The 12,399-nt window shown below is 46.0% G+C and carries 15 protein-coding genes and 1 pseudogene; 4 read left to right on the top strand and 12 right to left on the bottom strand.

All coding sequences use genetic code 11. The annotated features are described in order from the left end of the window. The 5 genes from larE to P8F77_RS03325 form a co-directional block, all read right to left on the bottom strand. Positions 1-834, bottom strand: coding sequence for an ATP-dependent sacrificial sulfur transferase LarE (gene larE / locus P8F77_RS03345; protein ID WP_024728556.1), 834 nt, complete (start codon positions 832-834; stop codon positions 1-3). After that, the gene (larC, locus tag P8F77_RS03340; protein WP_024728557.1) at positions 821-2,089 is read right to left on the bottom strand and encodes a nickel pincer cofactor biosynthesis protein LarC; all 1,269 of its coding nucleotides are present in this window, start codon (positions 2,087-2,089) and stop codon (positions 821-823) included. Before larC ends, larE begins: the two co-directional genes overlap by 14 nt. Before the next feature lie 2 nt (positions 2,090-2,091). Beyond that, the gene (gene larB, locus P8F77_RS03335; RefSeq protein WP_034550134.1) at positions 2,092-2,832 is read right to left on the bottom strand and encodes a nickel pincer cofactor biosynthesis protein LarB; all 741 of its coding nucleotides are present in this window, start codon (positions 2,830-2,832) and stop codon (positions 2,092-2,094) included. A gap of 190 nt (positions 2,833-3,022) precedes the next feature. Next, entirely contained in the window at positions 3,023-4,519 is a 1,497-nt protein-coding gene (gene glpK, locus P8F77_RS03330; RefSeq protein WP_148459356.1) for a glycerol kinase GlpK, read from the bottom strand. A 149-nt stretch (positions 4,520-4,668) separates the two neighbouring features. Continuing rightward, positions 4,669-5,559: a DMT family transporter gene (locus P8F77_RS03325; RefSeq protein WP_148459355.1), complete on the bottom strand. Its 891-nt coding sequence runs from the start codon at positions 5,557-5,559 to the stop codon at positions 4,669-4,671. A gap of 126 nt (positions 5,560-5,685) precedes the next feature. Between P8F77_RS03325 and P8F77_RS03320 the strand changes: the two genes are divergently transcribed. Then, positions 5,686-5,985, top strand: coding sequence for a hypothetical protein (locus P8F77_RS03320; RefSeq protein ID WP_287519518.1), 300 nt, complete (start codon positions 5,686-5,688; stop codon positions 5,983-5,985). Between the two features lie 134 nt (positions 5,986-6,119). Then, complete coding sequence (locus P8F77_RS03315; protein WP_024728561.1) at positions 6,120-6,701, top strand: zinc dependent phospholipase C family protein; 582 nt, start codon at positions 6,120-6,122, stop codon at positions 6,699-6,701. On the opposite strand, the gene P8F77_RS03310 is transcribed toward P8F77_RS03315, so the two are convergent. The 6 genes from P8F77_RS03310 to P8F77_RS03285 all read right to left on the bottom strand — a co-directional run bounded on the left by P8F77_RS03310 (position 6,677) and on the right by P8F77_RS03285 (position 9,237). Further along, the gene (locus P8F77_RS03310; RefSeq protein ID WP_347256436.1) at positions 6,677-6,853 is read right to left on the bottom strand and encodes a hypothetical protein; all 177 of its coding nucleotides are present in this window, start codon (positions 6,851-6,853) and stop codon (positions 6,677-6,679) included. The genes P8F77_RS03315 and P8F77_RS03310 overlap by 25 nt on opposite strands. 61 nt (positions 6,854-6,914) lie before the next feature. Continuing rightward, positions 6,915-7,787: an AraC family transcriptional regulator gene (locus P8F77_RS03305; RefSeq protein WP_024728562.1), complete on the bottom strand. Its 873-nt coding sequence runs from the start codon at positions 7,785-7,787 to the stop codon at positions 6,915-6,917. A 90-nt stretch (positions 7,788-7,877) separates the two neighbouring features. After that, positions 7,878-8,171: a hypothetical protein gene (locus tag P8F77_RS03300; protein ID WP_347256341.1), complete on the bottom strand. Its 294-nt coding sequence runs from the start codon at positions 8,169-8,171 to the stop codon at positions 7,878-7,880. A gap of 63 nt (positions 8,172-8,234) precedes the next feature. After that, positions 8,235-8,474 carry a carcinine hydrolase/isopenicillin-N N-acyltransferase family protein gene (locus P8F77_RS03295; protein WP_287519513.1) on the bottom strand — a complete coding sequence of 80 codons (240 nt, stop codon included), beginning with the start codon at positions 8,472-8,474 and terminating at the stop codon, positions 8,235-8,237. Positions 8,475-8,643: 169 nt separating this feature from the next. After that, entirely contained in the window at positions 8,644-9,063 is a 420-nt protein-coding gene (locus tag P8F77_RS03290) for a hypothetical protein (RefSeq protein WP_287519511.1), read from the bottom strand. A 3-nt stretch (positions 9,064-9,066) separates the two neighbouring features. Next, positions 9,067-9,237 carry an AraC family transcriptional regulator gene (locus P8F77_RS03285; RefSeq protein WP_287519509.1) on the bottom strand — a complete coding sequence of 57 codons (171 nt, stop codon included), beginning with the start codon at positions 9,235-9,237 and terminating at the stop codon, positions 9,067-9,069. A 391-nt stretch (positions 9,238-9,628) separates the two neighbouring features. Between P8F77_RS03285 and P8F77_RS03280 the strand changes: the two genes are divergently transcribed. Then, positions 9,629-10,909, top strand: a complete 1,281-nt coding sequence (locus P8F77_RS03280; protein ID WP_347256340.1) for a hypothetical protein — start codon at positions 9,629-9,631, stop codon at positions 10,907-10,909. A 155-nt stretch (positions 10,910-11,064) separates the two neighbouring features. Continuing rightward, a pseudogene (locus P8F77_RS03275) lies at positions 11,065-11,202 on the top strand (winged helix-turn-helix transcriptional regulator); the annotation flags it as partial. On the opposite strand, the gene P8F77_RS03270 reads toward P8F77_RS03275, so the two are convergent. After that, entirely contained in the window at positions 11,191-12,294 is a 1,104-nt protein-coding gene (locus P8F77_RS03270) for a metallophosphoesterase (protein WP_024728565.1), read from the bottom strand. The pseudogene P8F77_RS03275 and the gene P8F77_RS03270 overlap by 12 nt on opposite strands. Positions 12,295-12,399 lie beyond the last annotated feature (105 nt).

The following is a 12,399-nucleotide window of genomic DNA, read 5'->3' as shown; positions in this document are numbered from 1 at the left end:
TTATTTCTCCTTTCTCTGTTTCAAATGAGTGTCCATGCTGCCGGACCGGAATCCCTCCAGATCCGCTGTAACATATGTAAAACCTATTTCCTTGAGCCGCTTTACCGCAGCTTCTCTGTTTTTGATCAGCCGGGGAAGCTCCTTCTCATCTACTTCGATTCTCGCCATGTCTCCGTATATACGGACACGGACGTTATAAAAGCCCATTGCCCTCAGATACTTCTCCCCTTCCTCCGCCATTTTCATTTTCTCCCCGGACAGTCTGGCCCCATATGGAAATCTCGTGGCAAGACAAGGACTTGCCGGGCGCTCTGCCACGGAGATCCCATATTCCGATGCCATCCTGCGGATATCATCCTTGGTCATCCCGGCCTGCACAAGAGGACTCAGAATTGCAAGCTCTTTTACTGCCCGGATTCCGGGACGGTAGGCGTGCAGGTCATCCGCATTAGTTCCTTCCAGTACAGTCTGTATCCCTAACGATTCCGCCGATTTAAGCAGTTCTGTATACAGATATTTCTTGCACAGATAGCATCTGTTCTCCGGATTATCTATGATCCCCGCATGGGAAAGTTCATCTACATGAACGACCTGATGAACGGCTCCCGCTTCCCTGGCAACTCTCTCTGCAATTTTTATATCCCCGGACGGGTGAAGTTTTGTCACCATCGTAAATGCCGCCACCTTTTTCCCGGTTTTCTCCGCTGCCAGGCATAGAAGCTTTAAGAGCAGGCTGCTGTCCACTCCCCCGGAAAAAGCAAGCGCCACATCTTCCTTTACAAAACCTCTGACTGCTTCTTTTAAATTTGCACAGTGTTCCTCATATCTGTCCATGGCATTCCTCTGCGATCTTTTGGTAAGTTTCCTGGAAAGACAGCCCATTCTTTCTGCACAGTTCCCTGACACTCTCATACTCCGGATAGACTCTCATGCCGTTTTCCATAAAGCATACCTTTACCCGGGCTTCTCCCAGAGAAGTCCTGACTGTTTTCACCTGCCGTTTCAGCACACTTCGCTCCATCTTCTGTCTGCGGATACCGATGGTCGTCGTTTCCCGGAAAATGATCTCCTCAAGCTTCTCTATGTCTTCCTCCTTGCAGATGACATTGAGCTGATAGGCCGGTCTGTTCTTTTTCATAAAGACAGGGGTATAATGGACGTCTCTTGCCCCTGCCTTCATCAGCTGCTCCATCACGTATCCCAGAGCTTCCCCGGTACAGTCGTCAATATTGCTCTCCAGCTTGTATATAAAGTCGCCGGCGCTGCTGTTTTCTGTCTCCCGGATCAGCATGGCCCGCAGCAGACTCGGCCGTTCATACTCTCTCTTTCCGGCCCCGATCCCGGTTTTCTCAATCACAAACCGTTCCGGCAGCCGGGAAGAAGTCCGGATGGCAGCTGCGATGGCGGCGCCGGTCGGAGTGACCAGTTCTCCCTGCACATCTGTCATGTGTACAGGAAGTGAATATCTGGATGTGATGGCAGTGACCGCCGGCACCGGGATCGGGATCACACCGTGCTGGCACCGGACAGATCCGCTCCCCTCATAAAGCACCGGAATAATGACCTTGTCAATCTGCAGGTTATCGAGGCAGACAGCCGCTGCCGTAATATCCACAATAGAGTCCACGGCTCCCACCTCATGGAAATGGACCTTTTCTATACTGGTGCCGTGTGCCCTGGCCTCCGCCTCTGCGAGGATCTCAAAAATTCTCACCGCCTTCTCTCTGGCGCCGTCCGTGATCTTTGCCCTGCAAAGTATCTCAAGGATCTCTGTAAGACCCCTGTGTTCGTGATCATGAGAATGATGTCCGTGATCTCCATGAAAATGGTCATGACCGTGGATGTGTCCGTGAAGATATTCCATATCATGGTCATGGTTCTCATGTTTGTGATCCAGAATCACATGAAAGTCACATGCGTCCAGTCCTGCCTTTGATACTCTTCTCACCTCTGTCTGAAATCCCTTTACGGGAAGGCTTTCAAGAGCCTCCAAAAGGACCTTCTCATCGGCCCCGAGATCCAGCAGGGCCGCTGTCATCATGTCGCCGCTGATCCCGGAATAACATTCTAAATAAAGTGTCTGATTCATGATCATTCCCCCAGTCTGTTGATCTGTGATGCCATGTATCCGGCACCGTATCCATTGTCAATATTTACAACCGCAATGCCGTTGGCACATGAGTTAATCATCGTGAGCAAAGCCGCAATGCCGTGCAGATTGGCCCCGTAGCCCACAGAAGTGGGCACTGCGATCACCGGCTTGTCAACAAGTCCTCCGATGACGCTTGCCAGAGCACCCTCCATCCCCGCCGCTGCAACCACACAGTTGGCACTCTGGATCACATCCAGGCGGGACAAAAGCCGGTGGAGTCCGCTGACTCCCACGTCGTAGATGCGCTCCACGTGATTGCCGAAAAATTCCGCTGTCCGGGCCGCTTCCTCGGCCACAGGAATATCCGCCGTGCCTCCCGTACAGACCGCGATCCTCCCAATCCTTTCTTTGTCCGGCTTTTCAATTTTCATAATACGGGAGATCGGATCATATGTAAGTTCCGGAAGTTTTTTCCGGACAAGTTCAAACTGTCTTACAGAGGCTCTCGTGCCGAGTACTTCTCCATTCTGTTCCCAAAGCCTTTGAAAAATGCCGGCCAGATGGTCATCGGACTTGCCGCTGCAGAAAACCACCTCGGCGGCGCCGTTCCTCAATTTTCTGTGGGTATCCAATTTGGCATATCCCATATCCTCAAAGGGCTCCCGGCGGAAAAATGCTTCTGCCTCCCCTACGGACATTTCTCCCCGGCTGACTTTTTCTAATACTTCATGTGCTTCCATCTCTGTGCACTCCTTACTTTTTTATTTGAAGGCCGCTGCATCTTCCTGGCGGCCATTATGTGCTCCCGGACTTACTATATCACCTGGAGCTCACTCTAAGTCAATATTTTTTACAATCCCACTTAATTGGTCCAACCAATCTTGTCATATTTTTTCACCAGTGTGAAGACTGGTGAAAAAATCAACTTTCCTATTCTTCTTTTGCCCATCCGTAAGAATAACGGACCGCCCGTTTCCATCCGGATACCTTTTTCTCTCTTTCTTCCTCACTGATCTGAGGTTCAAAGACACAGTCAATATCCATGTTCTCGGACAGCTCCTCTTTGCTGTCCCAGTAGCCAACTGCAAGACCTGCAAGGTATGCCGCTCCCATGGCAGTCGTCTCCACACAGGCCGGACGGTGTACCGGAGCACCGCTGATGTCTGCCTGCATCTGCATTAAAAGATTGTTCTGGCTGGCGCCTCCGTCCACCTTGAGAGAACTTAAATGAATGCCTCCGTCGGCCTCCATGGCCTTCAGCACATCGTTGACCTGATATGCAATGGACTCGAGTGTCGCCCGTATAATGTGGCACTTGCTGACTCCGCGGGTGATGCCGAGGATCGTTCCTCTGGCGTACTGGTCCCAGTGGGGAGCACCCAGTCCCGTAAACGCCGGCACTACATAACAGCCGTTGCTGTCCTTCACTTTTTGGGCCATATACTCAGAATCCTGGGAAGAATCGATGAGTTTTAACTCATCCCTCAGCCACTGGATGGCAGCTCCCGCCACAAAAATAGATCCTTCCAGCGCATAGTCCACTTTGCCGTCCAGGCCCCATGCGATGGTTGTCAAAAGCCCGTGCTGGGAATTCACCGGCATCCGGCCCGTATTCATGAGAAGGAATCCTCCCGTGCCGTATGTATTCTTGGCTTCGCCCGCCTTGAAACAGGTCTGTCCGAACAGAGCCGCCTGCTGGTCTCCCGCCGCGCCCGCAATAGGAATCGCACCGCCGAAATAAGACGGGTCTGCCTCACCGTATATCTCACTTGACTGGACAGGTTTTGGAAGCATCGCTTCCGGGATATCAAGTATCTCAAGTATCTCCTTATCCCATGTGAGATCTTTGATATTAAAAAGCATGGTTCTGGATGCATTGGAATAATCCGTCACATGGACCTTTCCTTTTGTGAGCTTCCAGATCAGCCAGGTCTCCACGGTTCCAAAGAGAATCTCTCCCTTCTTGGCCCTCTCCCTGGCTCCTTCCACATGGTCCAGAATCCACTTGACCTTCGTCCCGGAAAAATAGGCATCAATAATCAAACCGGTCTTATCCTGTATCTTTTCTTCCAGTCCCTGCTCTTTCAGGGAATCACAGAGCTGTGAGGTCCTGCGGCACTGCCACACAATGGCGTTATAAATCGGCTCCCCCGTCTCCTTGTCCCAAAGGATCGTAGTCTCCCTCTGGTTGGTGATGCCGATGCCCGCGATCTGTTCCGCCGTGACACCGATCTTCTGCATGGCCTCCACCGCCACTCCGAGCTGCGTAGACCAGATCTCTCCCGCATCATGCTCCACCCATCCCGGATTCGGAAATATCTGAGTGAATTCCTTCTGAGCCACACTGCAGATCTTGCCTTCTCTGTTGAACAGGATACATCGGTTGCTCGTTGTGCCCGCATCCAGTGCCATAATGTATCTCTCCATATTGCCCTCCTAGATCTCCGTTAGTTCTCTGTGCTCCCACACGTTATGTCAGATTTATTATAGCATATTGCACAAATATATCCAACAGAACAGCGATTATTTATAAATTTTTCAGCCACACAGAAGGGAGCAGACAGGCCCGCCTTATTTTATGCCCGGTCAAACACTGCCAGGGATGTGACCCCTCCGATAATCAGAGTGAATCCCAGGATATCCATGCCAACAAAAATCTCTCCCAGCAGCAGTGCGGACATGACTGCCGCCACCAGCGGCTCCACACACGCAAACATGCTGGCTCTCACGGGACCCAGCATGCGAACGCCTTCCAGATAACATCCAAACGGAATAACCGTTCCGAAGATGATAACGGCCAGTGTCATGAGGACCGTTTTCATGTCCCATATACCGGGGACATGAAAAAAGCCCGTCACAGGTATCATAAGCAGTCCCCCTATGAACATTCCCCATCCCACTGTCTCCAGGGAGCCAAATTCATTCAGTAGTTTTTCCGGCTGAATATTATAGACAGCCAGAGCAACTGCGGCAGCAAGTCCCCAGAACAAAGCCCTGCCTGTGACGGCCAGACTGCCGGGATCTCCGTGAGTCGCCAACAGAAAAACCCCGGTGATGACGCAGACCAGAACGATCACTTCCAGGCGCTTCGGCTTTCTATTTTCTACTGCCAGACAGAACAGCATGATAAGCGCCGGGGCAATGTATTGGAGCACAGTAGCTGTCCCCGGATTAGAATACTGGATTGCAAGAAAATAAGACATCTGGCAGGCTGTCATCCCGAACAGACAGAACACAAGCTGACTCACTGCCGTTCGTTTCTTTTTCCAGACACGGAATATATCCCCCTTCTTTTGGACTACCGCCAACAAGAGCATGAGCAGTCCTGCCGACAAAAGCCTCAGCGTCACAAGCCAGACGGCCGTGAGCTGCTTTTCGTCAAACAGATATTTCCCGATAATCCCGGAAATCCCCCAGAAGATTCCTCCCAACATTGTAAAGATCACGCCTTTTGTATTTTGATTCATAGGTTTCCAAAATCCTTTCTCGTGTATTTCAGTTTATTATAATATAAAACAGTGTTTTGAGGAATTTGTTTTTACAGTATAATGATGAAAGAAGGATATTGTCTCTGCACGCAAAGGAGCCTGCCTATGTCCACAAATATCTTTGATTATCTCGCCTGGAGGGGAGATGTAAGCTTTCAGGAATGTGGGATGAATGAGGTTGACAGCCTGATTCTGTCCTGTCTTTCCTACATCCGGTTTCCGGGCATTGTCCCCGATATCTCGGAATCCGGCTCGGTGACAATAAAGGAGGCATCCGAAGCATTTTTCTCTCAGGACAAAGAAAACCGCAGTACCAGAACGAAAGAAGACGAAAGACTGCTGGATATTTCTCCGGAAATCGCCGCATGCTTCACCGTACTTTTTTCAGGCTTCTGGATGCGGTGAAAGAAGCATTGCTGAATGATCTCTAAAAGGATATCCCCTTGCGAATTTTTTTAAACTTCCATCACTATTTATACACAATTCGCAGATACTATGAAGACAGACCCGAAAACACTGTTTTTATATAGAGGTATCCTATGGAAACAAAAGATCATTTTGCACTTTCAAAACTGCTGGCCCGCCGAATGTTCCTGAACAATTCCAAAACCTTTGCATTTATCCTGGGAAATGTTCTGCCCGATCTCAATCCTTTCTCCTATCTGGGCGGCTCCAATGCCGCAGAACTGAAAGGACACAGTTATGACTCCCGCAGACATCTGATGGGACAGGCTTATTCGTCAGGCTTTCGGGATACTTTTGCCGGCTGGTTCCGGGCCGGTGAGATGATGCATTATCTCGCTGATTCTTTTACCCGTCCCCATAACAAAGAATTTCGCTATTCTCTGAAAGAGCACATAAAATATGAACGCCGGCTCCACCTGGTCTTCTCAAACTGTCTGAGAACGAATCAGATCAGCCGGCATATAAAATCGTGCTCAGGCATCTGCAGATTTGAACCATGGCTGGAAAACCTGCACCGGCAGTATATTCTCTCCTCCTCAACACCGGAAAGTGACTGCCGGTATATTCTTCACTCAGCCCTTATCGTATGCAAAGGACTGGCACAGAGAAATGGTTTTTTGTCCGGGAGATATCATGCTGTAAAACCGCTTTTATAAATTTCCCAGTCGATGTCTTTAAATACATTGAAAACTATACGCTTTAAGCCGCTTCCTTTGTCCAGATAAGCAAGTACCGTATTCAGCGCGATTTCTGCGGCCTTCCGGTTGGGAAAATGATATTCTCCCGTGGATATGCAGCAGAATACAATACTGTCCAGTTTCTTTTCCTCCGTCAGTTTAAGTCATGACAGATAGCAGCTTTCAATGGCTTTACTTTTCCTCTACGGAAAGCCATATTTCACAATGGAAATTATTATCGTAAATTTCAGCACTCGGATAAACCTCAATGCACATCCCGCCCGCAGGCTGATATTTACTGGTTGGAAAGAATTCTGTATAAATTTTCCGATACAACTCTTGAAACGCTTCTGGCATTCTCCCAGTACAAGGGAAAACTGCCCAAGTATTTGCAGGTACTTTCTCGATCGTCAATCCTGCTACCACATCGCCGCCTGTATAAGCCGCTCCGATTGCATAATCAAAGTCCCCCTCAATCGGATTGTCAAAGCATATCCCAACGATTGCTCCTCCGAAGATGTTTTCTGGATTAATATATTTGCACAAAGTATCAATCGTTCCATCTGCTCCGCAAGCCGCCCATGTTGCATGGATATTCTTCTGGCTGATTTCCTGTCCTCCTCCATATCTGGCTCGTTTGGCAATGACCTCAAACCCTTCTCGTTTCTCAATTCTGTAATCCATTGTTGTTCCTCCTTCTAATATGATTTTTACGGAAACTCTGGAAAAAGATCTGAGTGTAAGTTTTTCATTTTTCGCTTGGACTGGCGTAATTCCATGAAATTTTGTAAATGCCCTACTGAAGCTTTCTGGACTGTTATATCCATATTTTAGGGCTATATCTATGACTTTTTCATTTTCCGAAGATAAATCCGCTCCTGCAAGTGACAACCTCCTGTTGCGGATATACTCACCGATAGAATAGCCGCAGATAATATGAAAAACCCTCTGAAAATGAAAGCTCGAAGAATACGCCTGTTTTGCAACTTCAGCATAATCTATATCTTCGGTAATGTGGTTTTCAATATAGTCTATTGCCTTTTGCAATCCCTTCACCCATTCCATGTTTTTCCTCCTTCCGTAATCATAGTATAGTAAACAAACAATGTCTTTTCCTGATATTCTATGCTTTGCTTTGTTAAGTTTCAATTATCCTCATTTGACACCAATATCATGCAGTCTGTTATCTATCACGAATTTCTTTTTTCTTGGGTCACCCTCTGCACAGTAAATGATTAAACTCCCTAAATCAAAAATGGAACTCCAAACGGTTTCAAAGTCTGGCTCATTATCATATTGGCACATAAAGCCATAATCACCTTTTAAGAGATGTTTGGTGGTTTCAATGTAATCATCTTTTATCTTCCCTGAAGAAAAACTGTCTATGACAACCTCGTACCGTTTGTGGGAATCATAGTCATTCCCATGTACGTCATCATGCATTTTCATATCATCAGACGCAAAACTGTTGACCGTACAAACAATTCTTCCACTATCAAAAGCTTCTGCTTTTCAGATTTTTTTGACAGACGGCGTGCACTCAACCACTACCATTCTGCCGCTTTTATCTGCAAGTAAAATATTACAATTAGAAGCTATGGGTAAATTACAAAGCAATGAAATTGCCTGCTTCGTATCTTTCGCTTTTTCAAGCAAATACCTCACAATGAAGCAAGAATTAAATCCCGCCTGTATCTTTTGAGGAGCAGTCATCACAAATGTCATCGCAACTGCAAGACCATATTCATTCAATCCCTCTTCTCCGTTAATAAAAGATGACGTTGTAATATTAAACCGATTAGAAAGGGAGGCAAATCATTATTTCTCCCATATATCACCCTGTTCAAGCTGAAAATCGTCTAACTGAAGCGGAAAGGATATTTGACCTCTTTTAAAAATCTTTCCACGTTTCACTCCCATTTCATAATGGTCGCCTTTTAAGGTAATACACTAATTCCAATATTCCGCCCGGCTCTTGATTGGATAATCTGTATATTTTCCATAATTGATTTCCCTGCACCGTGGATTTCCAAAAATCAGGAACTGCCCTTAGATTTTCTTCCATATCCTCAACCATTGGAATACGGATACCCACGATACGCAAAGGCTGTTTTTCTGCAATGTGATACGCCATCGAACTTCCTCCTGATATTTTGATTGAAAACTGAATTGACGGATATGCCTGCAAAATGCTGCCCATAGATTTTGCTGCTGTCGGCGTAATACCGTGAATATTTTGGAATGCCCGATTAAAAGAAATCGAAGAAGAATATCCATATTTCAGAGCGATATCTATTACCTTACAGTCCTTCCGCTGCAATTCAAATGCCGCCTGTGTCATTTTTCAGCAACATATGTATTCAGACAGTAACATACCCGAAACATACGAAAAAATACGTTGAAAATAATAGGGAGAACAACACGCAATGCGGGCTGCTTCATCATACGATATTTCCTTATCCAGATTATCTTCTATGTAATCAATGGCTGCTCCAAGTTTTTTCAACCATTCCATCTTGTTACCTCCTTAAAAATAAGATAATCTCTCGGAATCTTCAGCCCAGTAAAATCAAGGCTTGTAGATTCCATTTTATTAAAATCCCCCACTTTTTTGTCAAAAAAGACTTGACAAATCGCTCAAAATTTGCGGCGAAGCCGATTAAATATATTTTATTTTTATCGACTGGAGGGCGATTTTTATGTTACCTGTTCATTCCGGCGGTCATACCGCCTATCAGACTTTTTTACTTGAAAACCTTCGCAAATATTATCCTGATCCCACTGTTTTTTCTAAATCAACATAGGATATCATCGAACGTTTCTGGAATCTTGATCTTTCTTATACCAACGAACTGCTCCGCAACAAATATTCTGTCTTTGGTCCAAAACCAAGGACTCCTTCCTGTATGCAGCGTTCTTATCTTCTCTCCATTGATTTTAAAGTTCATTCACTTACCCACTGGGCTGTTCAATTGAAAATCAATCCACTCTATGCAATCCTCAGTGGGTTTCACTTTGGTGACACTCCTGGAGTCGACACTTTCTATGACTTTCTTAACAGGCTTTGGGATTCCGATTCTGATAATCTTTCTCCCCATATACATCCTTTAAAAAAGAAAAAAATGCAAAAGCCAAAACAGAAGGGAGAAAAAGCAGAATCTATTGAAAAAATCACAGTGGAACAACTTTTTAAATCCATGGAATCTTCTTCTTTTTCTATTGATGACCAACCATATGCTTCTCTTTTCAAGATTTACAACCATGAATTTTTAACCGTTTCCATCTCCAAAGGATTGATTGATACCTCCAATCTTTCCATTGCCGGTGACGGTATGCCTGTTGTTACATCTGCACGTGAACGGAAACACCGTATCTGTAAGTGTTCCGAAAATGGTATCACTTCCTGTGATTGCGACCGCTACTTTTCCCAGCCCGATTGTGATGTCGGATATGATTCTTCTCGAGACTGTTTTTATCATGGCTACGATTTATATATGCTGGTTGCATCCAACTCGGAAAGTGATCTGCCTTTATTCCCTTTACTCAATCCTGCCTCAAAACATGATTCTCATGGTTTTTTGGAAACTTACTTTCGTTTCAGAGCCTTTCTTCCTGATTTTCATATCAGCAAATGGCTTTTGGATTCTGCTCATGATGCCATGCCGTATTATCAGTATTGCCGTGAAAACGGCATACAGCCTTTTATCGACTTAAATGAAAAACGCGGAATCAGCATGAAATATAAGGATGATTTTACCATTGCAAAAGATGGAATTCCTATTTGCAAAGCTGGGCGAAAAATGAACCATGATGGTTCTGAGCCATCGAAAGCAAGGTTAAAATTTCGCTGTCCACTTGCCAGCCGTAAATACGGATGCTCCTGCAGTACCCCCTGCTCAGACTCCAAATATGGGAGAACCGTCCATCTTGCAATGAAAGATAATCCAAGATTCATCAATTTCCCGCCTCGTGACAGTAAAGAATGGAAACTGGAATACAATGCCAGAACTTCAGCTGAACGTTCGAATAAACGTGAGAAAATAGACTTTCAATTAGAAAGCGGCAGGCACCGCTCAACTAAGATGTGGTACTGCCGCCTATATCACATCCTTATGCTGCAGCACTTGGATGCTTGGGATTTGCCCTATGAATCCACCCTGAGAAAGTTGATTTTAGATGTGGCATAATCCTTTAACTATTATACACCATTTTTCGGGCATAGCGACAGTTATGTCTATTTTCTATGTTCTTTTTTCTGTTTTAAATAATATTTACTTTTCAAAGTACGTTTCTCGGCTGTTGCCGATAATAATCACTCAGGATTCCGAGAGATTATTAAGGATATCCTCAGCTCCCTCCGAAAGTAGAGTATTCTCTCACAGAGACCGGCCTGAGCTTAAAACCGATCCTGGGCTCCATGGCGCAGTGGGGAACCGAATACAGAGACAAAACACGCCGTGGTGAAACCTCATTCCTTTGACACCACATCTATGATCACATATTCACAGTGTCCTCCCGTGCGGATCGGATATCCCCATCCCGCCATGCCCGATGTCACCACTGTCTGAAGATTTCCGGTCTTCCGGAAGCCATAGTTGATCTCATTGATTCCAAGAAGCTGCATCAACTGCCCGGTAGGCCAGATCTGTCCCGCATGGGTATGGCCCGACACCTGCAGATCGATGCCCTGCCTGTTATTTTCCTTCAGATCTCCGGGCTGGTGATCCATTAGGATTCTGAAACTGTTTTCCGGTGCATCTTTCATGATCTCTTTCAGACTCTTCCTGTCCTGGTCACCGGCATCCTTTCTCCCGATGATGCAGATATGATTCCCTGTCTTAAACACCTCATCCTCCAGCACATGGACTCCGGCTTTTTCTAAAGTATTCCTGAGATGTCCGGAAGTGTACTCCGGCTTTTCCCTGTATTGATTGGAATCATGATTCCCATATACATAAAAAATTCCGTAAGTACTCTGCATCCGTCCCAAAGCTTTGGCCGCCCGTTCCATCTCTACTCTCCCGGTATCCTCATCGAAGATATCTCCGGCCAAAAGAACCAGATCCGGCTCCTGATTCTGTATTTTACTGCACCAGTTCTCCAGGTCTTCGGCACTCATCGTAACGCCCAGGTGGATGTCCGACATCAGGACTATCCTGAGTGTTTCCTCTTGATGAATCTTAGAAGTCCCGATCCTGTAACCGGTCTTCTCAATCTTCTGCATATTCATATATCCGTAAGAAAAAACAACCGAAATGATGAGAAAAGACAGTACTCCGCTTCTGTAAATCAGATCCCATTTTTTGAAAACAAACGGTGCTCTTTTGATGAGAAAATTGACCAGCTCAATGACCAGGGAGACTCCTGCAAGATGCAGGACGGCTACTCCTCCCCATCCATAGGCCGGCCAGGCAGAAAAAACACAGGCCAATGCCAAAGCCGCACTCAGTCCTTTCGCCAGGCGTACGTCCCTTTTTAAGAAAAGGCTCAGAATCCTGCGGAAGAAAACATATAAATATATTCCTGTCGGTATGAGGATCAGGATCGGCAGTATGAAAAATAACAGATACAATGTGGGGCCTCCTTCTGTTTATTACATAAATATTCAAACATCATTATTGATGTTTTTCCATGATAGCATTTAGACCCCGCTCAAAGTCAACAGTTTCACATAAAA

This window comes from Anaerostipes sp. PC18 (assembly GCF_039789045.1).
Lineage (GTDB): Bacteria > Bacillota > Clostridia > Lachnospirales > Lachnospiraceae > Anaerostipes > Anaerostipes hominis.
This window is presented reverse-complemented; position numbering and strand designations above follow the sequence as displayed.

Excerpts from the sequence above, each read along its gene's own strand:
- larE (WP_024728556.1), bottom strand. The coding sequence starts at position 834 with ATGGACAGATATGAGGAACACTGTGCAAATTTAAAAGAAGCAGTCAGA.
- larC (WP_024728557.1), bottom strand. The coding sequence starts at position 2,089 with ATGAATCAGACACTTTATTTAGAATGTTATTCCGGGATCAGCGGCGAC.
- larB (WP_034550134.1), bottom strand. The coding sequence starts at position 2,832 with ATGGAAGCACATGAAGTATTAGAAAAAGTCAGCCGGGGAGAAATGTCC.
- glpK (WP_148459356.1), bottom strand. The coding sequence starts at position 4,519 with ATGGAGAGATACATTATGGCACTGGATGCGGGCACAACGAGCAACCGA.
- P8F77_RS03325 (WP_148459355.1), bottom strand. The coding sequence starts at position 5,559 with ATGAATCAAAATACAAAAGGCGTGATCTTTACAATGTTGGGAGGAATC.
- P8F77_RS03320 (WP_287519518.1), top strand. The coding sequence starts at position 5,686 with ATGTCCACAAATATCTTTGATTATCTCGCCTGGAGGGGAGATGTAAGC.
- P8F77_RS03315 (WP_024728561.1), top strand. The coding sequence starts at position 6,120 with ATGGAAACAAAAGATCATTTTGCACTTTCAAAACTGCTGGCCCGCCGA.
- P8F77_RS03305 (WP_024728562.1), bottom strand. The coding sequence starts at position 7,787 with ATGGAATGGGTGAAGGGATTGCAAAAGGCAATAGACTATATTGAAAAC.
- P8F77_RS03300 (WP_347256341.1), bottom strand. The coding sequence starts at position 8,171 with ATGAAAATGCATGATGACGTACATGGGAATGACTATGATTCCCACAAA.
- P8F77_RS03290 (WP_287519511.1), bottom strand. The coding sequence starts at position 9,063 with ATGACACAGGCGGCATTTGAATTGCAGCGGAAGGACTGTAAGGTAATA.
- P8F77_RS03285 (WP_287519509.1), bottom strand. The coding sequence starts at position 9,237 with ATGGAATGGTTGAAAAAACTTGGAGCAGCCATTGATTACATAGAAGAT.
- P8F77_RS03280 (WP_347256340.1), top strand. The coding sequence starts at position 9,629 with ATGCAGCGTTCTTATCTTCTCTCCATTGATTTTAAAGTTCATTCACTT.